This window comes from Pantoea sp. KPR_PJ, assembly GCF_041386365.1.
GTDB lineage: Bacteria > Pseudomonadota > Gammaproteobacteria > Enterobacterales > Enterobacteriaceae > Pantoea.
The window spans coordinates 58,060-82,888 of record NZ_JABMIK010000002.1; the positions used below are offsets into that span (position 1 = coordinate 58,060).

Sequence of the window (24,829 nt, forward strand, 5' to 3'; positions counted from 1 at the left end):
AGATTACAGGCAAAAAAAAGCACCGCGGTGCGGTGCTTTTTAAACCTCTGACGTTACTGTGCAGCAGGCGCAGAGGAAACGGATTGTGACTTATCCAGCTGGGCCAGATCGTTGGCGATTCTGACCGTCTCATCCAGGTAAGGATCGGGCTCTTTATAATCTTTCGGCAGATCGTCCAGGCTCTTCAGCGGCTTTTTACCTTCCGCCTGATAGCGGGCGTTAATGCGTTCCAGACGCAGCGCATCCTCTTCGTGGTTCTCTTTCTCGCGCTGGGCCAGATTGAGCGACACGATGTTACGCTTCTCTTTCATGGCGTTAAAACGCGCAATATCTTTCATGATGTACTGGAACTCACGATCTTCAGCAATGCGCGCTTCGTGCTGCTTCGTCAGCTGGCCTACCAGCGGCTTCACGTCGCCGGTTTTACTGTAGGTAGCAGCATTAATGCTGTCCCACGGCAGCGCATTATCTTCGAACTTCTCACCGGTTTCCGCCGCTTCCACACCGGTCGGCATCAGCAGATCGGGCGTCACGCCTTTACGCTGTGTGCTGCCGCCATTGATGCGGTAGAACTTCTGGATGGTGTAGGAGACCGAGCCCAGCGCAGGCCACTCCGGACGCAGCATCTGATCGTAGATGCGGTTCAGCGAGCGATACTGCTGAACGGTTCCTTTACCAAAGGTCGGCTCGCCAACAATCAGCGCACGACCGTAATCCTGCATCGCTGCAGCGAAAATCTCAGACGCTGAGGCACTAAAGCGGTCAACCAGCACCACCAGCGGGCCTTTGTAATAGACGACGCCATCGTTATCGCTGTCTTCGCGCACGCGGCCATTATTGTCACGCACCTGCACAACCGGGCCGCTGGGAATAAACAGACCTGAGAGCGACACCGCTTCGGTCAGCGCGCCGCCGCCGTTGGTACGCAGATCGATCACCACGCTGTCAACGTTCTGCTTTTGCAGTTTTTGCAGCTGCACTTTGACATCATCCGTCAGGCCAACGTAGAAGCCCGGGATATCCAGCACGCCCACTTTCTGCTTGCCGACGTTATGTACGCTCATCTTCACCGCGCGGTCTTCCAGGCGGATCTTTTCACGCGTCAGGGTCACCGTACGGGTTTTGGTCCCCTTGCCTGCAGGCAGAATTTCCAGGCGCACCTTGCTGCCTTTCGGCCCTTTGATTTTGGCCACCACATCATCAAGACGCCAGCCAATAACATCTTCCATCGGTTTGCCGGGCTGCCCTACACCCACAATGCGATCGCCCACGCTAATCGCCTTGCTCTTCGCAGCCGGCCCACCGGCTACCATTGAGTTAATCACCGTGTAGTCGTCATCCATTTGCAGGACGGCACCAATGCCTTCCAGCGACAGGCTCATCTCGGTGTTGAACTGTTCGGTATTACGCGGCGACAGATAGCTGGTATGGGGATCAATCTCGTGCGCAAAGGCGTTCATCGCCAGCTGGAATACATCTTCGCTGTTGCTCTGCGCCAGGCGGCGGATAGCGAAGTTGTAGCGCTTGGTCAGCACATCGTGAATTTCTTTATCGTCTTTACCGGTCAGCTTCAGGCTCAGCTGGTCATATTTAACCTTTGCATCCCACAGCGCATTAAGCTCTGCCTGATCTTTTGGCCAGGGCGCTTTAGCACGGTCAATGTCGATGGTGTCGTTGCCGGTAAAGTTCATCGGGCGGTTCAGCACATTGAGCGCGTACTGGTAGCGCTCGAAACGGCGTTTTTGCGCCAGATTATAGAGATCGTAAAACAGATCCAGCTTGCCACTGCGCAGCTCATCGCCGACGGTGGTCTTTTTGTCGGCGAACTGCGCCACATCGGATGCCAGCAGCACGTTATGGCTGTAGTCCAGCATATTCAGATAACGGTCGAAAATCTTCGCTGAAAACGCCTGGTCAAGATCGAACTGACGATAGTGAGAGCGGGTAAAGCGAGAAGTCACGCGTTCGCTGACGGTGGCATCCTGCGGATCTTCGTGAAGCTGGGGGATTTGATCGGCGCGGGTGATGTTCTCTGCGCCAAATGAAGGGCCTGCCAGAAGCAGGCCCATAATCATACCGATTTTTAACAGGGTGTTCATGCCGGGGTCAGCCTCCGTTTCAGAACTGCAAGTGTTCTGCGCGCACAATCATTGCCATGCCGGAAGCGAGCTGGACCCGAACGCCGTCTTTTGACACTTCAAGAACGGTTGCGTCCATTGCACTTTTGCCTGCTTTGACTTTGATATTCTGGCCTGGTTGCAAAGTTGAGGTATCGGTGATGGGTTTCGCCTGCGCAGCCGGACGCGGAGCTGGTTTACGCGCCTGCGCATTCGCACGTGGAGTCTGAGGACGTGCTTTACGCGGCGCATCACCTTCGGCAGGTTTACGTGCGGCAGGACGACGCGGACGGCGTGGTTCTGCGCCCTCTTCACCGGCTTCACGTTTTGCTGCTTTCTGCTGTTCGCGCTGCGCCTGAACGCGCGCTTTCGCCTCTTCGAGCTGCTGACGTGCGTGCTGCACATGCTGTTCATCCAGCACGCCGCAGGCATTGCCATCGAGATCGACACGCGTTGCACCGGCTTTGATGCCGTAGAGATAACGCCAGCTCGAGGTATAGAGACGCAGTGCTGAACGCAGCTGGGTCTTGCTCAGACTCATTTCGCCTTGAACGCGCTCCACCAGATCCTGAAAGATACCGATTTTGAGCGGACGCGCTTCACCTTCGGCGCTAAAGCAGTTTGGAAAACGTTCCGCCAGAAAGGCGATCACTTCTTTACTGCTATTCAACTTGGGTTGATTTTCCATGAAATTTCCTGATTACAACGGGTTTGCCGACCAGAGCAGGCATGAACAGGCGACATTATAATGACAACATCGCCAAATGCCATGCGATCCAGTCGATTAGCTGTGCGTCAGCTGCAAAAATTTTTCGATGTCGCTGTTCGCCAGCACGTCGCAAAGCCCATCGGTCAGTGCAACCAGCCCGGCTTCATCCTCGCTGTCAAAGCGATTAAACACGGTGCTGTCGATATCGAGAACACCTGCTACCATGCCGTTCACTTTCAGAGGAATCACGATCTCGGCATTACTGGCAGCGTCACAGGCAATATGACCGGGAAACGCATGCACGTCATCGACGCGCTGCACCTTATCTTCCGCGATGGCCGTACCGCATACGCCTTTTCCAACCGGAATACGCACACAGGCAATTTTGCCCTGGAACGGCCCGAGCACCAGCGTATTGGCTTCAGTCAGCAGGTAGAAACCCGCCCAGTTCACGCCCTCAAGGCGTTCGTATACTAGCGCGCTGAAATTACCCAATGCAGCAAGAAACGATGTTTCGCCTGCAAGTAAAGCCCGCATATCGCGATTCAGATCGGCATAAAAGGCAGCTTTGTTCATTATTCAACCATTACCATTAACATCAGGACGGCTATGATTAACCGCCCGTTAAAATAAGCACTAAATATCCAACGCCACAAGGTGAATCATAGCGTTAGTTGCTATAACCTTAGATTTTTGTGGATCGAAACGTGGGACCTTTTCAGGACGTCCATCAACGTGAAAACGTTTATTACCCCACGCCGCATCCGGTCACAGCGATAATATTTGGGCGAAACCAGCGTCACCCTATGAAAATTCACGCGATCAGCCAGCCATTGCCTCACGCACGTTATCAGCGTTGTCCGCAATGCGATACCCTTTTTTCCTTACCGGATGTGAAATCGCATCAGTCTGCCTATTGTCCACGCTGCCATGCACAAATTCTCAGCGGGCGCGACTGGTCGATGGGCCGCCTGACGGTGATGGCCGCGATGATACTGGTGCTGATGCCGTTTGCTTTCACCCTGCCGCTGGTCGATATCCGCCTGCTCGGCATGCGTATTAACGCCAGCCTGCTGGGCGGGGTCATTCAGATGGCGGAACAGGGCAATGTGCTGACCGCCTCCATGGTCGCCTTCTGCACTATCGGTGCGCCAGCGGCGCTGGTCGCGGGCATAGGCTATTTGAGCCTGGGTCAACGGCTTGGCATGAATCTGCGACCGGTGTTGTTGATGCTGGAAAAGGTGAAAGAGTGGGTGATGCTCGACATCTACCTGGTCGGCATTGCGGTCGCCTCAATCAAAGTGCAGGACTACGCCTCGCTGGAAACAGGCTACGGGCTGGTCGCGTTTCTGACCGTTACGGTGCTGAGCCTGCTGACGCTGATCCACCTGAATGTTGAGCAACTGTGGGAGCATTTTTATCCGCAAAAACAGTGTGCGTTCCCTAACCCCCGGCTTCAGGTCTGCCTTAACTGCCACCATACCGGCGAGCCGGATAGCCGTGGTCGCTGCCCGCGCTGCCACACGCCGCTCGATTTTCGCCGCCGCCACAGTCTGCAAAAATCCTGGGCGGCGCTAATCGCCTCTGTGGTATTGCTGATACCCGCTAACCTGCTGCCTATTTCCGTGGTCTACGTCAACGGCTCACGCCGTGAAGATACGATTTTTTCTGGGATCCTCGGCCTCGCCTCCGGCAATGTCCCGGTGGCGGCAGTGGTGTTTATCGCCAGTATTCTGGTGCCTTTTACTAAGGTGCTAGTGATGCTTACGCTATTGTTAAGCATCCACTTCCGCTGCGAGCAAGGGCTGAAAACCCGCATTCGCCTGCTACGTGTGGTGACCTGGGTTGGCCGCTGGTCAATGCTGGATCTCTTTGTGATTTCATTAACCATGTCGCTGGTCAATCGCGATCAGCTACTGGCTTTTACCATGGGACCTGCTGCGTTTTACTTTGGCGCAGCGGTTGTCCTGACCATTATGGCCGTTGAGTGGCTCGACAGCCGCCTGCTTTGGGATGCACATGCAACAGGAAACGCCGACTACACCGACTAATGCGACGCTGCGCAGCAAACGTAAGGTCTCGCCCTTCTGGCTTCTGCCGATTATTGCCCTGCTGATCGCGGGCTGGCTGCTCTGGACTAACTTTGAGGAGCGCGGCACGGTGATCACCATCAATTTTCAGACAGCTGACGGGATTGTGCCGGGACGCACACCGATCCGCTATCAGGGCGTGGAGGTCGGTACCGTGCAGAGCATTAATCTGAGCGACAACTATCGCACGATTCAAATCAAGGCCAGCATCAAAAGCGATATGAAAGATGCGCTGCGCGAAAAGACCCAGTTCTGGCTGGTGACGCCGAAGGCATCTCTGGCGGGCGTTTCCGGGCTGGATGCGCTGGTAGGCGGCAACTATATCGGCATGATGCCGGGCAGCGGCGAGCCGCGTGAGAACTTTATTGCGCAGGATACCCAGCCTAAATACCGCGTAAACACAGGCGAGCTACTGATCCATCTGCATGCGCCGGATCTGGGCGCGCTCAATTCCGGTTCACTGGTTTATTACCGCAAAATTCCGGTCGGCCGGGTTTATGACTACAGCATCAATGGCAAGACGGATGGCGTGACGATTGATGTGCTTATCGAACGCCGCTTCAATAACCTGGTAAAGGCTAACAGCCGCTTCTGGAACGTCTCTGGCCTGAAAGCCGACGTCAGCCTGAGCGGAGCAAAGGTCGAGCTGGAGAGCCTGGCGGCGCTGGTCAACGGCGCTATCGCTTTTGATTCGCCAGAAGATTCTCCCCAGGCGAAAACTGACCAGAACTACCGGCTTTATCCCGACCTGGCGCGCAGCCAGCGCGGGGTGGTGATTAGCCTTGACCTGCCCAGTGGCGATAATTTAAAGGCCAACCGCACGCCGCTGATGTATCAGGGGCTGGAGGTGGGTACGCTGACTCAGCTGAACCTGCAAAATGGCGGTAAGGTAACAGGCGAACTGACGCTCGACCCCTCGGTGGTGAACCTGATGCGCAGCGGCACACGCATCGAGATGCGCAGTCCAAAGGTAAGCCTGACCGACACCAATCTCAGCAGCCTGCTGACCGGCAATACGCTTGAGCTGGTGCCGGGCGAAGGTGAGCCGCAGACGCATTTTACCGTGCTGCCGGCCGACAAATCACTGTTGCAAAAACCTGACGTGTTAACGGTAAAACTTAGCGCGCCGGAAAGCTATGGTATCGATGCCGGTCAGCCAGTCATGCTACACGGCATGAAAATTGGCCAGGTGATTTCGCGTGAGCTTAATGAGAAAGGTATCCAGTTTGTTGCGGCAATTGAACCCGACTATCGCAGTCTGGTGCACGGCGACAGCAAATTCATCGTTAACAGCCGCCTCGACGTGAAGTTCGGCCTCGACGGAATGAAGGTGCTGGGTGCCAGCGCACGCGAGTGGGTCGATGGCGGTATCCGCCTAGAGCCTGGTAATAAGGGCGAGGTTAAGCCTGCCTATCCGCTCTTTGCTGATGCCGAAAAAGCGGAAGAAGGGATTATCGGCAACCGCCCCTCCACGACGCTGATGCTGACGGCAACCAGCCTGCCGGACGTGCAGGCTGGTTCGGTAGTGCTTTACCGTAAATATGAGGTGGGTGAAATCGTTGACGTAACGCCGCGCGCCAGCGCGTTCGATATCGCTGTGCATATCAAGCCGGCGTACCGCAAACTTTTGACCAGCGAAAGCGTGTTCTGGGCCGAAGGCGGTGCGCGCGTGCAGCTTAACGGCAGCGGCCTGACCGTGCAGGCGTCACCGCTGAATCGTGCCCTGCGCGGCGCAATCAGCTTCGACAATATGAGCGGCGCCGCGAATGCTAAAGGCAGCAAGCGCACGCTCTATCCGTCAGAAACCGCCGCGCGAGCGGTAGGCAGTCAGATTACGCTGCACACCTATGACGCCAGCAAACTGGCCAGCGGGATGCCTATCCGCTACCTGGGCATTGATATTGGCCAGGTTGAATCGTTATCGCTGAATCAGGATAAGAATCAGGTGGTGGCAAAAGCCGTGCTCTACCCAGAGTATGTGCAGGACTTCGCGCGCAGCGGCAGCCATTTTTCCGTGGTTTCCCCAGAAATTTCCGCAGCGGGCGTTAATCATCTGGAAACCCTGTTGCAGCCTTACATCAATGTCGATCCCGGCAAAGGCCGCCCGGCACGTAATTTTGAGGTTGAGGAGAGCACCATCACGGACTCTCGTTACCTGAACGGTCTGACCATCTATGTGGACGCTACCGAAGCAGGCTCGCTGTCGATCGGTACGCCCGTCCTGTTCCGCGGTGTAGAAGTAGGCACGGTGACCGGCACCTCGCTGGGTAATATGGCGGATCGCGTGCAGGTTGCGCTGCGCATCAGCAAGAAGTATCAGCATCTGGTGCGGAACAACTCGGTATTCTGGCTGGCCTCAGGCTATAACCTGGATTTCGGTCTGATTGGCGGCGTGGTGAAAACCGGGACTTTCCAGCAGTTTATTCGCGGCGGTATTCAGTTTGCCACACCGGCCACGGTGCCGCTGGCACCGCAGGCAGGTGCGGACAAGCATTTCCTGTTGCAGGATGAAGCGCCGAAAAACTGGCGTAGCTGGGGCACGGCCATTCCCGATCCGCAACAGTAATCTTCTGGGGCCGTCTGCAAGCTTTGCAGACGGCCAGTCGAGTCGGGCAAGGCGCGTTACCATACACGCCATCTTCACCGAATAAACGGTGCGGGAGAGGCTCAAAACAGCGGCTTTACCGGCTGGTATGCCGCCTCCTCCCGCGCCGGCGGCTTATCTGTCCGCAACCAATTCGTGCTACACTGCCGCCCTTGTTTCTGACTTAACGTTTCGACTGGAACCTGCCCGTGGCCGACCTTTTCCCCTCTGATTTCCTGACTCTCATGCGCGATGCGCTGCCGGATGATGCCGAACTGCAACGTTTTATCACCATCAGCCAGCAGCCGCTGCGCCGCACGATCCGCGTTAATACGCTGAAAATCAGCGTGGCCGATTTTCTTGCCCAGACGGCAAACTATGGCTGGCGGCTGACGCCGGTTCCCTGGTGTGCAGAAGGTTTCTGGATCGAGCGCGACGACGAAAGCCTGCCGCTGGGCAGCGTGGCCGAGCATCTGAGCGGGCTGTTTTACATTCAGGAAGCGAGTTCTATGCTGCCCGTCAGCGCGCTGTTCGACGGCGCGCCCGACGCTCGCCTGGTGATGGATATGGCCGCCGCCCCCGGTTCGAAAACCACGCAGATCGCGGCGCGCATGAATAACCAGGGCGCGATCCTCGCCAATGAGTTCTCCTCCAGCCGCGTTAAGGTGCTGCATGCCAACATTAGTCGCTGTGGCGTCAGCAACGTGGCGCTCACCCACTTTGACGCTCGCGTCTTTGGGCCCGCTCTGCCGGAACAGTTTGATGCCGTGCTGCTGGATGCCCCCTGTTCCGGTGAAGGCGTGGTGCGAAAAGATCCTGACGCGCTGAAAAACTGGACGCTGGGTAGTACCGAAGCTATCGCCGTGACTCAGCGCGATTTGATCGACAGCGCCTTCCATGCCCTGAAACCGGGCGGCGTGCTGGTTTATTCAACCTGTACGCTAAACCGGGTTGAGAATCAGCAGGTGGTGGCCTGGCTGCTGGCACAGTATCCCCAGGCGGTGGAAATTCTCTCTCTTGACGGCCTGTTTACCGATGCCGCAGCAGCATTGACGCCAGAGGGATTTTTGCATGTGTTCCCGCAGCTTTTCGACAGCGAAGGTTTTTTTGTCGCGCGTCTGCGCAAAACCGCTTCGGTTCCGCCACCTGCTCAGCCGGGCTATAAGCTGGGTAAGCTGCCCTTTACGCCTCTGAATAAAAAACAGACAGCAGAGATAACCAGCGCAGCGGCATCGGTTTGTCTGCGCTGGGGCGCCGAACTGACTCTGTGGCAACGCGATAAGGAGATCTGGCTGTTTCCAGCAGAGATTGCTCCGCTGCTTAACCGCGTGCGCTTCTCGCGTATCGGTCTGAAGCTGGCAGAGACGTTTGCCAGGGGCTATCGCTGGCAGCATGAGGCGGTGGTTGCGCTGGCCAGGCCTGATGCCAGACGGGCGTTTGAGTTAACCGCCGATGACGCGCTGACATGGTATCGCGGCCGGGATATTTTTCCTGACGTGCCGCTTCAGCAGGAGGAAATGATTGTGACCTACCAGCAACAGCCGATTGGGCTGGCAAAGCGCGTAGGCAGCCGGATTAAAAACAGCTATCCCCGCGAACTGGTGCGCGACGGTCGTCTGTTTAGCTGACCCCTACTGTAACTGCACCAGCGTCAGCCGGTTGCCAAAGACCGCACCGGTATCGATATAGTGCAGATTGCCTCTCTCCAGAGGCCTCTGGAGCGGCGTATGACCAAAATAGAAATCGTCTGCGCCCTCTATCCTCTCTCTCTTACCCGACTGCAGCCGGTTAATGCGTTTCCGGCTCCACACCACCTGATGCCAGTCAACCGGTTGCTCCCATGCATAGTGATCTGACGGATAGTCAGCGTGCGCCACAATTACAATGCGATCGGCAAGTTGCAGATGCAGGATCAGCGGCAGGTTGTGCAGCGCTTTAAGCATATGGCGTGCGGTAATCAGCGCAGCCCCCTTAAGCTGATAAAACCATTCCCCCCCGTTTATCATCCACAACATGGTTTCGTGACAACGTAACGCATCAATTGCCATTTCTTCATGATTGCCACGTACACAGCGGAACCACGGCTCCGTTATCAGCGCCAGGCAGCCGCAGCTGTCAGGCCCGCGATCGATTAAATCTCCCACGGAAATCAAAAGATCCTGTTGTTTATCGAACCCCTTTTCCAGCAGCATGGCGTCAAGCTGCGCGCGGCAGCCATGGAGATCACCCACTATCCATATGTTTTGCCAGTTTTCACCGTTAAGATACTGGTAGTGCATTTTAATTCCGTCTGTTAACAACAGGTTTATTTATCTCGGGTTAAAGTATAACCGCTCACAGCTTCAGGGAGGCATGATGAATAGCCGTAAACAATTTCTCAGCATGCTGGTCATCCTCTTTATTGGCAGTTTGCTGCTTCTTGAGTCGCTGGCGCGCCTCGTACATCTGCTTGTGGTTGGCTGAGCACGCTTACCCGAATACTGTCTGTTTGTTTCTCAGAATTTTCGCAAAATTCGCCGCATAAAGCGCCATCTGCTACCGATTACTGTTCAGATATCAGGATGTTTCTGACTGACTAAACTACGCTAATGTGCAGTTTCAGCCCGTCCACGTAGTGGAGCAGATACACACAGCAAAGAGGGATGGCTGATTACCTCTGTCAGGAGAATAAAAAATGATCGCTGATACGCTTAATGACGTGAGTTTTAATCTTGATTCTCTCGAAAACGCAGCATTAGAAATTTGTAAAACCAAAGGTATGTTGGGCATGCTGTTGGCTTCCGTCTCAACAGAGATTCAGGAGTCTTATTTTCAACTGTTACGCGAGTCTGGCTTTGATGACGAGCTCGTCTGGCTGCAGCAGGTACTTGAGACTAAATGAGTCACTCAGTTAACCCCAGCGCCCGCTGGGGTTTTTCATTTCCTGACCCCGCTAAGCCTTTTTTGCTGGCTTCAGGCGTCGATGTAAAAAAAAATTTTTCTGACTCCAGTTTAGTGTGGCACTAAATATATCTTCGACTGGTGATGCCACTGTTCAGATTTCAGCGATCGAGCACCCCGCAGCAACGGCGGTTTTTGCACGGTGTCGGGTCACGCGGCCATCAGGGTTTTAACGCGGGTGGCACGGTGCCGGAAAGCGTTTGCTCGCTCTGCGCGCCAGACCCCGGTCGGGCATAGCCCAGCAGCGGCTCGTCACCCAGCGGCTCCGGTTTTTCTTTCGCACTGAACTGACCTTCACCGTCAAACGAAGGTCCCTCACACCAGCGCCCTTTTGGCAGCGGTTTGTCCAGCGAGGTATTGAGTGCATAGTAGGCGTGCTCATGCGCTTCTTCGGACTGCGGGAAGCTGTTAGGGATGGGCAGTGACGCACTCAGCCCTCCCAGATCCTCAATCACTGCCAGCCACTGCTGCTGGTGCATGGTGTCACGGGCAATCAGGAAGGAGAGAAAATCCTTCATCCCCGTGTCTTCCGTCAGATTATAAAGGCGCGTCGCCAGTACACGACCGGTCGCTTCTGCTGCCACGTTAGAGAGCATATCCGCCGCCACGTTGCCTGAAGCATAGATATGGCTCATATCAAAAGGCACGCCGTTGGCATTGACCGGCAGTGCTGCCAGACCGGATGAAAGAATATGACGCGGGTTCATGCCGCCCAGCACCGCATTGACCACCGGATCGCTGGCGGAGGCTTCCTGACAGGAGAGCGGTGCCCCTTCCAGATTTAGCGCGACCGCGTGCGCCAGCATCTCAATATGCGCCAGCTCTTCGGTCGCGGTGGAGATCAGCAAATCGCGGATACGCGCATCGCCACGTGCGCCCATGGCCTGGAAAAAGTACTGCATTGCCACGCGGATTTCCCCTTCAACGCCCCCGATGGCCTGCTGTAATAACATAGCGAATTCCGGGTCCGGTTTATCAACGCGTACGGGGTATTGCAGTTTTGAAGAGTGATGAAACATAATTATCTCCTGGCGTTTTTACGAGAATAAGCCAGACAAGCCTGGAAGAGCTTTAATAAAAAGAAAAGCGTGGCCGTAAATCATCAGCAAAAATATAAGCGGCAAAAAATCGCAGCTTACCCGAAATATGAACCATTTAGGCTGGATAAAATAATTGCAATTTTTTTTGCCGACCGGCGTTTTGCCCCTGCAACAGTTAACCAGATTGATGAGCTGCTGCAACGCGCTGCTTCAGCCAGCCTACAGATAGTATTTTTCCCGCGATGAGAAAGTCTGGTTTTTAAGCGGACCGTTAAATCGCTGACAGATATCCTGCAGAGGGGCCGTAATGACCACCTGGCCGCATTATTCACCCGATTTGTGCTACCAGTAAACAGGCCAGATGCGGTTGTGATAAAACCAGAAAAAACACTGCCCCTGTTCTCCACTGACGCGGCAAACGCTGGATGAGTGCACGTCGGCGCAGCACCGGACAACAGGCCTGACGTTTCCCGGTCAGGCCTGGCTAACTGCTGGCAGCCGGACGAGTATCAAAGAGTGTGGGCAGAGAATGGTCTTGATGCTCTCTGTTAATTTTTTCCAGCTACATTACGTGCCGGTAATGCGTGCAGGCGATCTCTTTATCCCGGTTTAGGGCTGATTTTACGAACGCCGCTATTTCTACAATATAAAGCGGTCAGGCTGCCTGAAAATTCTGCCCCGCTTTACCCTTCTTACCGGAAGGTCAGTCGCGTTATTAAAATTGTGACGCCTCAATAAAAAATGGTCACGCTCTGACAGACAGAATTTGCCTGGCGCTGACGCAGCATATCGGCAGATAACATTGCTGCATGCGGTTGATTCAGCGAGAACCGTCTGCTGACTGCCGGTCTGAGGGCCCACCGTAGGGGCAGAGGCGAGGAAAAACGTTATTGAAAAAACCGATAAGATATGTAAAAAGTTCTCAGCCACTTTCTGTAAAAAAAGCAGAAATTACTTTTTTCTTTGCCGTAAGGAGATATTCATCTCTCAGGCTAACAGACGATGAAATAGCGAACGAGGCCCCTGAATAATAGTGGCGAGAGACAAAACAAAGAGGAGAGAACATCAGCGCGCGGTGACTTTTACGCTCTCGAAAAAATGAATAAAAAAAGACCGAACACGATTCCTGTATTCGGTCCAGGGAAATGGCTCTTTGAGAGCCGTGCGCTAAAAGTTGGCATTAATGCAGGCGATGACGCCTTGCAACTTAATGTTAGACCACGTCTGTGGAAATGCCAGCGGACGGCACGACCCGGTGGATCCGCAGGATAAGATTGTGATCCTGACGGCATAATCCGCATAAGACGGCGCGAAACTGGATCGCGCCATTCGGCGTATTATTTATCGCACAGCGCCTGGGTGCGATCGATAATCGGCTGCAGGCTCATCATTTGACCAGGGTGCGCTTTATCTTCCGCCTGAATCACTGAGATCGGCTGCGCTTTCACCTGGCCGGACTGCACGCGCGCTTCCGCTTTATCATTGAGCGGATACTGCATCAGCGTGCTGGGATTTATCGCAAACAGTGAACCATCTTTTTCGCAGGTCAGCATCACCTCTTCACGGCTGAATGGCCATGCTGCCTTACCAACTTCAAACCGGCTCACGGTAATAATCTGCGCCGCCAGCGCCTGGCCGCAGACAGTCAACAACAGTACTGCGGGGATCACTTTCTTCAGCAAAATAGCCTACCTTTTTACTCAGTCAAAACGGGTCAAACTCAGGCTGGCGACAGCGTGGCAAAAACGCTGACCAGGCCCACCACCACGCATGCCAGCAGCAGTTCAAGCTGCGTCATGCGGATAAAACAGTGTTGCGCGCCCTTTCCCGCCAGGCGAAACCGCGGCACCAGCAGGTAACGGTTGATCAGAGCAATGCCTGCCATGATGCCCACCAGCACCACCTTGACGGTTAACAGCGCGCTATAGCGCGAGCCAGTCCACTGACCAGGCCAGCCGACAATCAATAGCGTGTTGATAATACCGGTGAAAAGCGCCAGCGCAACGGCCAGATGCCCGTAGCGCGAAAAACGCATCATGGCGCGAATCGCATCGCTGCGACGATCGATCTGCCGTGCCTCACGCATCAGGATCAGTAAAGGCAGCAGCCCGCCTGCCCAGAAGGCCGCCGCGATCAGATGCACGGCATGATTAACTGGCTGCAGTATACCGGACATGCCGTCGTGCATCGCGGCATGTCCGGTGAGCGCCATGCAGCCCAGCTGAAACAGTGCCCCCGACAGCCACACCTGCTGGCGACGCGCGTGACGGAGCACCCCGCCCAGCAGCGTGATGGCGGCAATGCCGGTCTCCCATTGCCACACCGCGCCAAAGCGCGTGGCCAGCACCGCCAGCCAGATGTCACCGCTGAACAGATTGCGCCAGTCACCGCTCATCAGTACCAACTGCACCCCCAGCATCAGCAGCGCGCTCAGCAGCGCCAGCCAGACGCAGATCAGCATCACATGATGCAGCCGCTGCGCCAGCAAGGAGCGATAGCGACGCGGCGCCAGCAGCACGGTATAAAACGCGCTGCCTGCCAGCAGCATGACGGCGGCAAAGTGCAGCGCCCGTAGCAGAATCCACAGTGAGGTCACAGCTTACTTCACGCGAAAGCGGTAGCTACCCTGGGTTTTATGACCGTCAACGGAAAGCACGTGCCAGTTGACCTGATAGTCACCCGCGGCCAGCGGCGCGTTAAGGGGCAGGATCAGTCGGCTGTGCTGCCCGGCATCCAGCTGCGCTTTTCCGATGGCCACTTTCTGTTGTTGTGAATCAAGAAGCGTCACCCCGCTGAAAGCCGGCTCCACCTCTTCAGTAAAACTCAGGGACAGCGTCTGCGGTGAGGCGTCAACCTCGGCGTTTTCAGCCGGCTGTGACGATTTCAGATGAGCGTGCGCCAGCGCCGGCTGGCTCATCAGCCACAGCGAGGCGGAAAGCAGCACAGCCGCGCCTGAAAAAATCGTTCTTTTCTGCATGGGATCATCCTTTTAGCCACCGTATTCACGGCAAACGTGGCGCAAGGATACGCTCAGGCTTTTAAGGTGTCGAGGGCCAGCGATGCTATCCTTTGCCCTTGATTCAGACGGGGATAAGCTATATTTTTGCCACCTGCCTTCAGGAGATCCCCATGAGTCAAAACCTCGCCCAGCTTTCTCAGGAAGAGAAAGATAAAGTCAACGTTGATCTGGCCGCTGCGGGCGTGGCGTTCAAAGAGCGCTACAATATGCCGGTAGTGGCGGAAATGGTTGAGCAGGAACAGCCAGCAGCTCTGCGCGACTGGTTCCGCCAGCGTCTGATGCACTACCGCCAGGCCTCGCTGAACTTCTCTCGCCTGCCCTACGAACCTAAGCAGAAGTAAATCATGCTACGCGTAATTGATACCGAAACCTGCGGTCTGCAAGGCGGCGTAGTCGAAGTGGCATCGGTCGACGTCATTGACGGCCAGATTGTCAATCCTATGAGCGACCTGATCCTGCCGGATCGTCCCATCAGCCGCCAGGCAATGGCAGTGCACCGCATTACTGAAGCGATGGTAGCCGGTAAGCCCACCATTGAAGAGGCAATTGGCCGCTATCATGGCAGCCCCTTTTATGTCGCCCATAACGCCAGCTTTGATCGTCGCATGCTGCCGGAAATGCACGGCGACTGGATCTGCACCATGACGCTGTCGCGTCAGCTCTGGCCGGGCATAAAATATGGTAACCAGGCGCTACGCCACAGCCTCAAGCTGGAGGTTACGCCGCCTGCCGATTTGCACGCTCACCGCGCGTTATACGACTGCTATGTGACCGCCGCGCTGCTGATCCGCATTATGGCAGTATCCGGCTGGAACGCCGCGCAAATGGCACAGCGCTGTCAGCCTGCCAGCGTTGCAGGGGATGTGTTGCCTTTCGGGAAATATCGCGGGGAAACCGTTGCCGCGATTGCGCGTAAAGATCCCCGCTACCTGCGCTGGGTGCTGGAAAACGTACGCGATCTGCGCCCACCGCTGCGGCAGGCGCTGCGTAAATACCTCAGCAACGATCAGTAATCGCGCTGCGGCGGCAGGCTACCCTGCGCCAGCGCGATCAGGAACGTCAGCTCCAGCGCGATCCCCTCATAAGATTTGTAACGGCCTGACTTGCCACCGTGGCCCGAATCCATATCGGTGCAGAGCATAAGCAGATTGTTGTTAGTCTTCAGCGCACGCAGTTTCGCCACCCACTTCGCTGGTTCCCAGTATTGCACCTGTGAATCGTGCAGCCCGGTGGTCACCAGCATATGCGGGTAGGCTTTGGCCGCCACGTTGTCATAGGGGCTGTACTGGCGCATATAACCGTAATAGTCCGCGTCGTTGGGGTTGCCCCACTCGTCATACTCCCCGGTGGTCAACGGAATCGACTCATCAAGCATGGTGGTCACCACATCAACAAAAGGCACCTGCGCCACTACGCCGTGATAAAGCTCGGGTGCCATATTGATCACCGCCCCCATTAACAGCCCGCCCGCACTGCCGCCCATGGCGTAGAGATGTTCAGGCTGGCCAAAGCCTTTTTTCACCAGCGCCTGGGTGACATCGATAAAGTCAGTAAAGCTGTTCATCTTGTTGAACAGCCGCCCGCCATCATACCAGCGCTGCCCCAGCTCGCCGCCGCCGCGTACATTGATCAGCGCATAGACGAACCCGCGATCCAGCAGGCTGAGGCGGCTGACGCTGAAGTCAGCCTCCATATTGCTGCCATAAGCACCATAGCCGTAGACCAGCATAGGATTGTTGCCGCGCTGAAAGTGTTTGCGATGATAGACCAGCGACACCGGCACCTCAGTGCCGTCACGCACCGTGATCCAGTGGTGTTCGCTTTTATAATTGTCCGGGTCAAAGTTACCTACCGCACTCTGCTTAAGGATCCGCCGCTCCCCCGTATCCATATCCAGCTCAAACAGCGTGGTGGGCGTTGTCATTGAGCCATAGCCGTAGCGCAGCTTGCTGGTTTCCGGCGAAGGATTGTATGCCAGCCAGGTAACATAGGTCGGATCGTCAAAGGCAATACCGAAGCCCTCTCCGGTTTTCCAGTGGATTTGTCGCAGGCTGGTCAGACCGCGCTGGCGCTCCTCGACGACCAGCCAGTCGCGAAACAGCTGAAAATCTTCTACTACCACGTGATCGCGCGGCTTTATCAGCGTTTCCCAGCGCGACTCATCCAGCCAGCGCGTGCGGTAGAGTCCAAAGTTTTTTCCTTCTCGGTTCGAGCGGAGATAAAACTGATGATCGTAGTGATCCAGACTGTATTCATGATCTTTGCGGCGCGGCAGAAAGATCTGCGGCGTGGCATCGGGGAAGCCAGCATCAATCAGCAGGATCTCGCTGGTATTGGTGCTGAACAGCGCAATCAGTATGAAGTGCTCGGATGTGGTTTTGTGCACGCTGAGATGGTAGGTATCGTCCTGCTCTTCATAAACCAGCTGGTCATCACTTTGCGGCGTGCCAAGTTCGTGACGCCAGACCTGATAAGGCAGCAGCGTCTGCTCATGCTTGCGCACATAGTAAAGCGTGCGTGAGTCATTGGCCCAGGCAATGCTGGACGAGGCGTTGTTTAACACCTCTGGATACCAGCTGCCCTTCTCCAGACAGCGAAAACGGATACCGTACTGGCGTCGGGACAAAAAATCTTCTGCCAGCGCCATGACGTTATTATCGGGGCTGATGTTAAGCGATCCCATGGTATAGAACTCGCTGTGTGACGCGCGCTGATTGGCATCGAGCAGCAGCGTCCACTCATCCGTCACGGCACGATCAGCGGGCTGGCGATAATAGGCAGCGTATTCGTTGCCACTTTCATAGCGGCTCTGATAGCGATAGCCATTGTGCACATAGGGCACTGAGTGATCCTGTGGCGGCAGGCGGTCGACAATCTCTTTCAACACCCGATTCTGAAGTGGCTGCTGTGTAGCCATGATCTGCTTGCCGTAGTTATTCTCGGCACGCAGGTAGTCCAGCACCTCTTCATTTTCACGTTTGTCGTCGCGTAACCAGTAGTAATTATCTACCCGCGTGTCGCCGTGCAGCGTCATTTCATGCGGAATTTTCTTTGCGATGGGGGCCTGCATGCGGTGTCTCCCTGTTATTCGTCTCCTTTAAGGGTGGCATCAGGTCGCAGGGAAGCCAAATTTTTGTGCGTAACACCTTGTTATTGCGGCCGCGCGAGGCGGCCGCGCTCCCCTTATTCCAGGGTAAGCTGCGCTTTTTTCTCGCGCAGGTCATTCTCAATGCCGTCGCGCACATCCTGCGGGATCTTCAGCGCATCCCCCAGCGCTGTCAGATAGCTACGCTCCATAAAGTGGTCAACGTCAATAGCGGCGCAGCTCAAAAAATAAAGTTCCAGCGCCTCCTCTTCGTTTTTAACGTCGGCGGCCAGCCAGCCGGGATCGAGCGGACGATTGATGGCTTTCTGGATCAGCGCCTCCGCTTTTTCTCCATAGCCCGACTCATGAATGCTGCGCTCAATAGCGGCACGCTCTTGATCGTCAATATGACCATCGCTTTTGGCAGCGAACACCAGCGCCGTAACAAGGCGTTCGGCGCGCTGATCGACCGGTGTCTGAAACTCACCAAATCCCGCTTCATTCTGATGTGTTTCGCGCACGCGCTGCTTGTACTTGTTCCACAACACGGCTCCGGCCGCCGCGCCGCCGCCAATGATTAACGCCTTGCCGCCATATTCGGTCAGCAGCTTGCGCGACTTTTTACTGGCGATCAACATGCCTGCCAGGCCACCCAGCGCCCCGGGTGCCAGCATATCGCTTAACCCTCCGCCGCCGCCGCTGGGGCTTTTCTTTGTCAGCAGTGACTGTAACTGTTGCAAGAGGTTGTTCATTGCCTGCTCCATGAATGGTCGATAAGAGCTTTACTCTGCCCTACCGGACGTCAGAAAACGTCAAGCTGAGAAAAAAGAGGCAAAGCGTCAGATAGTGAGAACGCAAACGTTTTCGTTTATACTGCGCGCGCATTTTGACTACAGGTGGAATTATGACGACTCTTGGAACTGCCCTGCGTCCGGCTGCGACGCGTGTCATGCTGTTAGGCTCAGGTGAGCTGGGTAAAGAAGTGGCGCTGGAGTGCCAGCGGCTCGGTGTGGAAGTGATCGCCGTCGACCGTTATGCCGATGCGCCTGCCATGCATGTGGCGCACCGTAGCCATGTAATTAATATGCTTGACGGTGATGCTCTGGCCGCACTGATCGCGCAGGAAAAGCCTGACTTCGTCGTGCCAGAGATCGAAGCGATCGCCACCGAAAAACTGGTTGAGCTGGAGCAGCAGGGCCAGCGCGTCGTGCCGACTGCGCGCGCCGCACGTCTGACCATGAACCGTGAAGGTATTCGCCGTCTGGCTGCGGAAGAGCTGTCGCTACCTACCTCCAGCTACCGTTTTGCCGACAGCAAGGCCAGCTTCGAAGCGGCGACCGATGAAATCGGTTTTCCCTGTATCGTAAAACCTGTTATGAGCTCCTCCGGCAAAGGCCAGAGTTTTATCCGCGACGCGAGCCAGCTTGAGCGCGCCTGGGAATATGCTCAGCAGGGCGGGCGTGCAGGCGCTGGCCGCGTCATTGTGGAAGGCGTGGTAAACTTTGATTTCGAAATTACGCTGTTGACCGTCAGCGCGGTTGACGGCCTGCACTTCTGCGCCCCTATTGGCCATCGCCAGGAAGATGGCGACTATCGCGAATCCTGGCAGCCGCAGCAGATGAGCGAGCTCGCACTACAGCGCGCGCAGGCGATTGCCGGAGAGGTGGTTAAGGCGCTGGGCGGTTATGGGCTATTCGGCGTTGAGCTGTTTGTCTGCGGCGACGAGGTCATCTTCAGCGAAGTGTCGCCGCGTCCGCATGATACTGGCATGGTCACACTGATTTCGCAGGATCTCTCTGAGTTTGCGCTACACGTGCGCGCCTTCCTGGGTCTGCCAGTCGGCGGCATTCGCCAGTATGGTCCCGCCGCGTCAGCGGTCATTCTGCCGCAGCTGCACAGCCAGAACGTGCAGTTCATCAACGTAGAGGCCGCGCTTGGTGCAGGGCTTCAGCTGCGCCTGTTCGGCAAGCCAGAAATCGCTGGTTCGCGTCGTCTTGGCGTCGCGCTGGCAAGCGGTGAGAGTACAGACGATGCCATTGCACGCGCGATTGCCAGTGCTGCAGCAGTAAAAGTAGAAGGGTAAAAATAAGGCGGTGAGCGCCCTGCCCACCGCCTGCTGTTATTTCGCGCCGTCAACCGCTTCACGTGCCAGACGCGTAATGCGATCCCAGTCGCCCGACTCCAGCGCGTCGTTGGGCACCAGCCAGGACCCGCCAATGCAGAGCACACTTTTCAGCGCCAGATAGTCACGATAGTTGGCCGGTGAAATGCCGCCGGTTGGGCAGAAGCGCACCTGCGGAAAAGGGCCACCGATCGCCTGAAGCGCTTTGACGCCGCCGTTCGCCTCAGCCGGAAAAAATTTAAACTCCCGCAGGCCATAATCCATTCCGGTCATCAGCTCCGATACGGTGCTGATACCCGGGATCAGGGGAACCGGGCCATCTACCGCTGCCTTAAGTAGCGGCTCAGTAATGCCAGGGCTGATAATAAATTGCGCGCCCGCTTCAGTGACTTCCTGTAGCTGCTGAGTGTTAATCACCGTGCCTGCGCCCACGATGGCTTCCGGCACCTCTTTGATCATCAGGCGTAGCGCCTCCATCGCCACAGGGGTGCGCAGCGTCACTTCCAGCACGCGAACGCCGCCGGCTACCAGCGCTTTCGCCATGGGCACCGCATGCTCCAGCTTATTCACTACGATCACCGGTACTACCGGTCCAGTGGTCAGAATCTTTTCAGCACTTGTCTTCCAGTTCTTCATCAGTTCCCCTTGCTTGTCCATACCGGCGAACGCCGCGCGGCGTGCCATCAATGCGTGACTACCATACAGGATTGCATTCTGAATCGTCCATCCGCCTTCGCCTGTTTTTGAAACTGCGGTTCATTTTTCTGTAGCAGCGCACATAAAAAAGCCCGCACGCGGCGGGCTTTTTGAGCACTATTCGAACTCGTTCCAGGAACGGCCATCTCGGGTGATCATCGCCACGGAAGCAACCGGCCCCCAGGTGCCTGCCTGATAAGGCTTGGAAGAGTCACCGTCGGCGGCCCATGCGTCGATAATCGAGTCGACATAGGTCCATGCGGCTTCCACTTCGTCGCGACGCACGAACAGCGCCTGAATGCCGCGCATGGTCTCCAGTAACAGACGCTCATAGGCATCCGCCAGGTGCGACTGGTTAAAGGTTTCGGAGTAGCTCAGATCCAGCTTGGTCGTTTGCAGCTTGTGTTTATGGTCAAGCCCTGGAACCTTGTTGAGGATTTCAATATCTACCCCTTCATCAGGCTGCAGGCGAATCGTCAGTTTGTTCTGCGGCAGCTCAGAGTAGGAGTCTTTAAACAGGTTCATCTCAGGGTTTTTGAAGTAAACCACAACTTCAGAACATTTGGTCGGCAGGCGTTTACCGGTACGCAGGTAAAACGGCACGCCCGCCCAGCGCCAGTTGTCAATGTCGACGCGAATGGCAACAAAGGTTTCGGTCGAGCTCGACTTGTTAGCCCCCTCTTCTTCCAGGTAGCCCGGCACTTTCTTGCCCTGTACGAAGCCAGCGGTGTACTGGCCGCGAACCGTTTTGTCGCGCACGTTAGTCTGGTCGATACGGCGCAGTGAGCGCAGCACTTTCACTTTTTCGTCGCGGATAGCGTCAGCGCTGAGATCGGACGGTGGTGACATGGCGATCATGGTGAGGATTTGCAGCAGGTGGTTCTGGATCATATCGCGCATCTGACCCGCCTGGTCAAAGTAGCCCCAGCGCCCTTCGATACCCACCTCTTCGGCCACGGTAATCTGTACGTGGTCGATAGTACGGTTGTCCCAGTTGTTGACGAAAATCGAGTTAGCAAAGCGCAGTGCCAGCAGGTTGAGCACCGTCTCTTTACCGAGATAGTGGTCAATACGGAACACCTGACTCTCATCAAAGAACTCACCTACCGCATCGTTAATCTCTTTCGAGGTCTCCAGTGAGGTACCGAGCGGCTTCTCCATCACCACGCGCGCCGGTTTTGCATTTAGCTTCGCGGAGCCCAGACCTTTACAGATTGCGCCGAAGGTACTTGGTGGCATTGCAAAATAGTTGATGGTGGTGCGCTTTGTCTGGTCAAGCATCTTGCCCAGCTTAGGGAAATGGGTGGTATCGTTAACGTCGAGGTTGCAGAAGTCGAGACGGTTGCTGAGTTTGTCCCACAGCGCTTCGTCAATCTTCTCCTTCATAAAGGTTTCCAGCGCTTCACGTACCACTTTGGTATAGGCTGCTTTATCCCATTCAGCGCGGCCTACGCCAATAATGCGCGTTTCCTCATGGATCTGGCCCGCTTTTTCCAGCTGATACAGTGAAGGCAACAGTTTCCGGCGTGCAAGATCGCCTTTGGCACCGAATATCACCAGATCGCATGCCTGGGCTGTTTGTGTTACCGCCATTTTCCTCTCCTCGTTGCAGGATGATCCGGCTGGAGTTTTCATCCTCATCCACCGGGTCCATGTTGTAATTTTCTTTCAGCACAATGTACTTATTTCAGGAGGTCAGGTAAACCGACTCTGTGCTGGTCCGCAGAGTTAACTCTGTACGGAATAAGGCGTGCTGGTGTGTTACGGCGTGCGTTTTTTATCCGTTAAGTGTTGCTGCCTGTGTCAGGCAAAACCTGGCCCGGCGCAAAGTATGACAACATTTCTCGCTGCGGATTTATCCGCACTTGCGCGGAGTCATGGCACGCAGGGTATATTCAGGCTTTTATGCCCGCAGCGCCAGCCATTGCAGGCATCGACAAAAGTGATAACGGTCATCATGTTATGAATATGCTGGAAAAAATTGAGGCGCAGCTGGCTGCACTCAGCAAATCGGAAAGGAAAGTCGCCGTGCAGATCCTTGCCGCACCGCAGGAAGCGATCCATTCCAGTATCGCTCGGCTGGCGCGCGCGGCTGATGTCAGTGAACCCACGGTTAACCGCTTTTGTCATCGGATCAGCACGCGTGGCTTTCCCGATTTTAAGCTACAGCTGGCGCAGAGTCTGGCAAAAGGGCCAGGCTGGGCGAGTCGCGACGTTAAAGAGAATGACAATGTGGAGGATTACAGCCACAAGATATTCGATTCGGCGCTGGCAGGTCTGGAACGCGTGCGCAACCAGCTTGATTTAGCGCTGATGCAGCGGGCAGTAAAAGCGCTGTCGCAGGCACATAAAGTAGCGTTCTTTGGGCTGGGCGCCTCCGCGGTGGTGGCGCATGACGCCTTTGATAAATTTCTGCGTTTTGATCTACCGGTTGTCTGGTCTGAAGATATTGTGATCCAGCGCATGAGTTGTATAAATAGTCATTGGAACGACGTGATTGTTTTAATTTCACATACTGGCCGCACAAAAAGTATGGTAGAACTGGCTCGCCTTGCGAGTGTAAACGGTTCCACCGTGATAGCCATTACGTCCCCTGCTTCGCCACTGGCTGCCATGGCCACACTCGCCATAACGCTTAACGTTCCGGAAGATACCGATGTCTACCTGCCGATGGTTTCCCGTCTGACGCAACTGACCGTTATTGATGTACTGGCGACCGGATTTATCCTCGAACGCGGTGGGGCCTTCCAGGAGAACCTGAAGCGGGTAAAAGCGGCCTTAAAAAATTCACGTTTCGATAAACACACCACCACGGAAAGCAGAACACAGCAAAAAAATTAACATCACATTCACAATGTGAGTCGTATCACAGGCTGTCCTTCAGTTAGAATAATAACCACGCCCTGTCCACTTTAGGGGATACGCAAATTTGTCAACGGAGTCCTTCATGTCAAGACGTCTCAGAAGAACCAAAATCGTTACAACCCTCGGCCCGGCTACAGACCGCGATAACAATCTGGAAAAAATCATTGCCGCAGGCGCAAACGTTGTGCGACTCAACTTCTCGCACGGTACACCGGAAGATCATCAGCTGCGCGCAAACAAAGTCCGCGAAATTGCGGCGAAACTGGGCCGTCACGTTGCCATTCTTGGCGACCTTCAGGGCCCTAAAATTCGTGTCTCAACCTTCAAAGAAGGCAAGGTTTTCCTTAACGTGGGCGACCGTTTTCTGCTCGATGCCAGCCTGAGCAAGGGCGAAGGTGATAAAGAGCGCGTCGGCATTGATTATAAAGGCCTGCCGGAAGATGTGGTGCCGGGCGACATTCTGCTGCTGGACGATGGGCGAGTACAGCTTAAGGTGCTGGAAGTTCAGGGCATGAAAGTGTTTACCGAAGTGACCGTTGGCGGCCCGCTCTCCAACAATAAAGGTATCAACAAACTGGGCGGCGGCCTCTCAGCTGAGGCGTTAACCGAAAAGGATAAAGCGGACATTATTACCGCTGCGAAAATTGGCGTTGACTATCTGGCCGTCTCGTTCCCGCGCAGCGGCGAGGATATGAACTACGCACGCCGCCTGGCTCGCGAAGCGGGCTGCGAAGCGCAGCTGGTGGCGAAAGTGGAACGTGCTGAAGCGGTGGCGACACAGGAAGCGATGGATGACATTATTCTCGCGTCTGATGTGGTAATGGTTGCGCGCGGCGATCTCGGCGTTGAAATTGGCGATCCTGAGCTGGTCGGCATCCAGAAGGCGCTGATCCGCCGCGCGCGTCAGTTGAACCGCACTATCATCACCGCTACGCAGATGATGGAGTCAATGATCACTAACCCGATGCCTACGCGTGCGGAAGTCATGGATGTGGCTAACGCCGTGCTCGACGGCACCGACGCTGTGATGCTGTCGGCGGAAACCGCTGCGGGCCAGTACCCGGCAGAAACCGTCTCGGCCATGGCGAAAGTCTGTCTGGGTGCAGAGAAGATCCCGAGCGTTAACGTCTCTAAACACCGCCTGGAAGTCACTTTCGATAATATCGAAGAGGCGATAGCGATGTCGGCAATGTATGCGGCCAACCATCTTCAGGGCGTGACCGCTATCATTACCATGACCGAGTCTGGCCGTACGCCGCTGATGACGTCGCGTATTACGTCGGGCCTGCCGATTTTTGCTATGTCACGTCACGAGCGCACGCTGAACCTGACCGCGCTCTATCGTGGCGTGACGCCGGTATTTTTCAACAGTGATAACGATGGCGTGGTGGCGGCGCACGACGCCATCAACCTGCTGCGCGACAAAGGTTTCCTTGTCTCTGGCGACCTGGTCATTGTCACCCAGGGTGACGTAATGGGCGCCACTGGCACCACTAACACCAGCCGGGTGCTGCGCGTCGACTAACGCCGCGTCGCGTCTCTGCTGTTTCGCTGTAAAAACG

22 protein-coding genes are annotated in these 24,829 nt (G+C 55.6%); 10 read left to right on the forward strand and 12 right to left on the reverse strand.

Features of this window, described 5'->3' with window-relative positions; all coding sequences use genetic code 11:
• Positions 1 to 53 precede the first annotated feature (53 nt).
• The 3 genes from prc to HP564_RS04940 form a co-directional block, all read right to left on the reverse strand.
• On the reverse strand, positions 54 to 2,099 hold the full coding sequence (gene prc / locus HP564_RS04930) for a carboxy terminal-processing peptidase (protein ID WP_371240800.1): 2,046 nt from the start codon (positions 2,097 to 2,099) through the stop codon (positions 54 to 56).
• Positions 2,100 to 2,118: 19 nt separating this feature from the next.
• Positions 2,119 to 2,805: an RNA chaperone ProQ gene (proQ, locus tag HP564_RS04935; protein WP_371240802.1), complete on the reverse strand. Its 687-nt coding sequence runs from the start codon at positions 2,803 to 2,805 to the stop codon at positions 2,119 to 2,121.
• 96 nt (positions 2,806 to 2,901) lie between these two features.
• Entirely contained in the window at positions 2,902 to 3,402 is a 501-nt protein-coding gene (locus HP564_RS04940) for a GAF domain-containing protein (RefSeq protein WP_371240804.1), read from the reverse strand.
• Positions 3,403 to 3,632: 230 nt separating this feature from the next.
• On the opposite strand from HP564_RS04940, the gene yebS reads away from it, so the two are divergent.
• The 3 genes from yebS (at position 3,633) to rsmF (ending at position 9,128) form a co-directional block, all read left to right on the forward strand.
• Positions 3,633 to 4,877 carry a membrane integrity lipid transport subunit YebS gene (gene yebS, locus HP564_RS04945; RefSeq protein WP_371240806.1) on the forward strand — a complete coding sequence of 415 codons (1,245 nt, stop codon included), beginning with the start codon at positions 3,633 to 3,635 and terminating at the stop codon, positions 4,875 to 4,877.
• Complete coding sequence (locus HP564_RS04950; RefSeq protein ID WP_371240808.1) at positions 4,846 to 7,482, forward strand: MlaD family protein; 2,637 nt, start codon at positions 4,846 to 4,848, stop codon at positions 7,480 to 7,482. The genes yebS and HP564_RS04950 overlap by 32 nt, the downstream gene beginning before the upstream one ends.
• Before the next feature lie 221 nt (positions 7,483 to 7,703).
• Positions 7,704 to 9,128, forward strand: coding sequence for a 16S rRNA (cytosine(1407)-C(5))-methyltransferase RsmF (rsmF, locus tag HP564_RS04955; RefSeq protein ID WP_371241971.1), 1,425 nt, complete (start codon positions 7,704 to 7,706; stop codon positions 9,126 to 9,128).
• Between the two features lie 3 nt (positions 9,129 to 9,131).
• On the opposite strand, the gene HP564_RS04960 is transcribed toward rsmF, so the two are convergent.
• Complete coding sequence (locus HP564_RS04960; protein ID WP_371240810.1) at positions 9,132 to 9,779, reverse strand: metallophosphoesterase; 648 nt, start codon at positions 9,777 to 9,779, stop codon at positions 9,132 to 9,134.
• Positions 9,780 to 10,174: 395 nt separating this feature from the next.
• Between HP564_RS04960 and HP564_RS04965 the strand changes: the two genes are divergently transcribed.
• A complete protein-coding gene (locus HP564_RS04965; protein ID WP_371240812.1) occupies positions 10,175 to 10,381 on the forward strand; it encodes a hypothetical protein in 207 nt (68 codons plus the stop codon).
• Between the two features lie 220 nt (positions 10,382 to 10,601).
• On the opposite strand, the gene HP564_RS04970 is transcribed toward HP564_RS04965, so the two are convergent.
• Positions 10,602 to 11,459 carry a manganese catalase family protein gene (locus HP564_RS04970; RefSeq protein WP_371240814.1) on the reverse strand — a complete coding sequence of 286 codons (858 nt, stop codon included), beginning with the start codon at positions 11,457 to 11,459 and terminating at the stop codon, positions 10,602 to 10,604.
• 69 nt (positions 11,460 to 11,528) lie between these two features.
• On the opposite strand from HP564_RS04970, the gene HP564_RS04975 reads away from it, so the two are divergent.
• On the forward strand, positions 11,529 to 11,726 hold the full coding sequence (locus HP564_RS04975; RefSeq protein WP_371240816.1) for a hypothetical protein: 198 nt from the start codon (positions 11,529 to 11,531) through the stop codon (positions 11,724 to 11,726).
• 1,091 nt (positions 11,727 to 12,817) lie between these two features.
• Here the strand turns inward: HP564_RS04975 and HP564_RS04980 are convergent.
• The 3 genes from HP564_RS04980 to copC are packed head-to-tail and all read right to left on the reverse strand — an operon-like array spanning position 12,818 to position 14,457.
• Positions 12,818 to 13,165: a YebY family protein gene (locus tag HP564_RS04980; RefSeq protein ID WP_371241973.1), complete on the reverse strand. Its 348-nt coding sequence runs from the start codon at positions 13,163 to 13,165 to the stop codon at positions 12,818 to 12,820.
• 35 nt (positions 13,166 to 13,200) lie between these two features.
• Positions 13,201 to 14,076 (reverse strand): copper homeostasis membrane protein CopD, encoded by an 876-nt coding sequence (gene copD, locus HP564_RS04985; protein WP_371240818.1) that lies wholly within the window; start codon positions 14,074 to 14,076, stop codon positions 13,201 to 13,203.
• 3 nt (positions 14,077 to 14,079) lie between these two features.
• Positions 14,080 to 14,457, reverse strand: coding sequence for a copper homeostasis periplasmic binding protein CopC (copC, locus tag HP564_RS04990; protein WP_371240819.1), 378 nt, complete (start codon positions 14,455 to 14,457; stop codon positions 14,080 to 14,082).
• Positions 14,458 to 14,609: 152 nt separating this feature from the next.
• Between copC and HP564_RS04995 the strand changes: the two genes are divergently transcribed.
• Together HP564_RS04995 and exoX are read left to right on the forward strand one after the other, a co-directional pair.
• Positions 14,610 to 14,840: a DNA polymerase III subunit theta gene (locus HP564_RS04995; RefSeq protein WP_371240821.1), complete on the forward strand. Its 231-nt coding sequence runs from the start codon at positions 14,610 to 14,612 to the stop codon at positions 14,838 to 14,840.
• Between the two features lie 3 nt (positions 14,841 to 14,843).
• Complete coding sequence (gene exoX, locus HP564_RS05000; protein ID WP_371240823.1) at positions 14,844 to 15,512, forward strand: exodeoxyribonuclease X; 669 nt, start codon at positions 14,844 to 14,846, stop codon at positions 15,510 to 15,512.
• Here the strand turns inward: exoX and HP564_RS05005 are convergent.
• The gene (locus HP564_RS05005; RefSeq protein WP_371240825.1) at positions 15,506 to 17,569 is read right to left on the reverse strand and encodes a prolyl oligopeptidase family serine peptidase; all 2,064 of its coding nucleotides are present in this window, start codon (positions 17,567 to 17,569) and stop codon (positions 15,506 to 15,508) included. The genes exoX and HP564_RS05005 overlap by 7 nt on opposite strands.
• Positions 17,570 to 17,682: 113 nt before the next feature.
• A complete protein-coding gene (locus HP564_RS05010) occupies positions 17,683 to 18,336 on the reverse strand; it encodes a tellurite resistance TerB family protein (protein WP_371240827.1) in 654 nt (217 codons plus the stop codon).
• 152 nt (positions 18,337 to 18,488) lie between these two features.
• Here HP564_RS05010 and purT point away from each other — a divergent pair, with 152 nt between their 5' ends.
• Entirely contained in the window at positions 18,489 to 19,667 is a 1,179-nt protein-coding gene (purT, locus tag HP564_RS05015; RefSeq protein WP_371240829.1) for a formate-dependent phosphoribosylglycinamide formyltransferase, read from the forward strand.
• 36 nt (positions 19,668 to 19,703) lie between these two features.
• Here the strand turns inward: purT and HP564_RS05020 are convergent, their stop codons facing one another.
• Both HP564_RS05020 and zwf read right to left on the reverse strand, forming a co-directional pair.
• Positions 19,704 to 20,342, reverse strand: a complete 639-nt coding sequence (locus tag HP564_RS05020; protein WP_371240831.1) for a bifunctional 4-hydroxy-2-oxoglutarate aldolase/2-dehydro-3-deoxy-phosphogluconate aldolase — start codon at positions 20,340 to 20,342, stop codon at positions 19,704 to 19,706.
• A gap of 177 nt (positions 20,343 to 20,519) precedes the next feature.
• A complete protein-coding gene (gene zwf / locus HP564_RS05025) occupies positions 20,520 to 21,995 on the reverse strand; it encodes a glucose-6-phosphate dehydrogenase (RefSeq protein WP_371240833.1) in 1,476 nt (491 codons plus the stop codon).
• Positions 21,996 to 22,364: 369 nt separating this feature from the next.
• On the opposite strand from zwf, the gene hexR reads away from it, so the two are divergent.
• Together hexR and pyk are read left to right on the forward strand one after the other, a co-directional pair.
• Positions 22,365 to 23,243 (forward strand): transcriptional regulator HexR, encoded by an 879-nt coding sequence (gene hexR / locus HP564_RS05030; RefSeq protein WP_371241975.1) that lies wholly within the window; start codon positions 22,365 to 22,367, stop codon positions 23,241 to 23,243.
• A gap of 106 nt (positions 23,244 to 23,349) precedes the next feature.
• Complete coding sequence (pyk, locus tag HP564_RS05035) at positions 23,350 to 24,792, forward strand: pyruvate kinase (protein WP_371240835.1); 1,443 nt, start codon at positions 23,350 to 23,352, stop codon at positions 24,790 to 24,792.
• Positions 24,793 to 24,829: the final 37 nt, after the last annotated feature.

Excerpts from the sequence above, each read along its gene's own strand:
- prc (WP_371240800.1), bottom strand. The coding sequence starts at position 2,099 with ATGAACACCCTGTTAAAAATCGGTATGATTATGGGCCTGCTTCTGGCA.
- proQ (WP_371240802.1), bottom strand. The coding sequence starts at position 2,805 with ATGGAAAATCAACCCAAGTTGAATAGCAGTAAAGAAGTGATCGCCTTT.
- HP564_RS04940 (WP_371240804.1), bottom strand. The coding sequence starts at position 3,402 with ATGAACAAAGCTGCCTTTTATGCCGATCTGAATCGCGATATGCGGGCT.
- yebS (WP_371240806.1), top strand. The coding sequence starts at position 3,633 with ATGAAAATTCACGCGATCAGCCAGCCATTGCCTCACGCACGTTATCAG.
- HP564_RS04950 (WP_371240808.1), top strand. The coding sequence starts at position 4,846 with ATGCAACAGGAAACGCCGACTACACCGACTAATGCGACGCTGCGCAGC.
- HP564_RS04960 (WP_371240810.1), bottom strand. The coding sequence starts at position 9,779 with ATGCACTACCAGTATCTTAACGGTGAAAACTGGCAAAACATATGGATA.
- HP564_RS04965 (WP_371240812.1), top strand. The coding sequence starts at position 10,175 with ATGATCGCTGATACGCTTAATGACGTGAGTTTTAATCTTGATTCTCTC.
- HP564_RS04970 (WP_371240814.1), bottom strand. The coding sequence starts at position 11,459 with ATGTTTCATCACTCTTCAAAACTGCAATACCCCGTACGCGTTGATAAA.
- copC (WP_371240819.1), bottom strand. The coding sequence starts at position 14,457 with ATGCAGAAAAGAACGATTTTTTCAGGCGCGGCTGTGCTGCTTTCCGCC.
- HP564_RS04995 (WP_371240821.1), top strand. The coding sequence starts at position 14,610 with ATGAGTCAAAACCTCGCCCAGCTTTCTCAGGAAGAGAAAGATAAAGTC.
- exoX (WP_371240823.1), top strand. The coding sequence starts at position 14,844 with ATGCTACGCGTAATTGATACCGAAACCTGCGGTCTGCAAGGCGGCGTA.
- HP564_RS05005 (WP_371240825.1), bottom strand. The coding sequence starts at position 17,569 with ATGCAGGCCCCCATCGCAAAGAAAATTCCGCATGAAATGACGCTGCAC.
- HP564_RS05010 (WP_371240827.1), bottom strand. The coding sequence starts at position 18,336 with ATGAACAACCTCTTGCAACAGTTACAGTCACTGCTGACAAAGAAAAGC.
- purT (WP_371240829.1), top strand. The coding sequence starts at position 18,489 with ATGACGACTCTTGGAACTGCCCTGCGTCCGGCTGCGACGCGTGTCATG.
- HP564_RS05020 (WP_371240831.1), bottom strand. The coding sequence starts at position 20,342 with ATGAAGAACTGGAAGACAAGTGCTGAAAAGATTCTGACCACTGGACCG.
- zwf (WP_371240833.1), bottom strand. The coding sequence starts at position 21,995 with ATGGCGGTAACACAAACAGCCCAGGCATGCGATCTGGTGATATTCGGT.
- hexR (WP_371241975.1), top strand. The coding sequence starts at position 22,365 with ATGAATATGCTGGAAAAAATTGAGGCGCAGCTGGCTGCACTCAGCAAA.
- pyk (WP_371240835.1), top strand. The coding sequence starts at position 23,350 with ATGTCAAGACGTCTCAGAAGAACCAAAATCGTTACAACCCTCGGCCCG.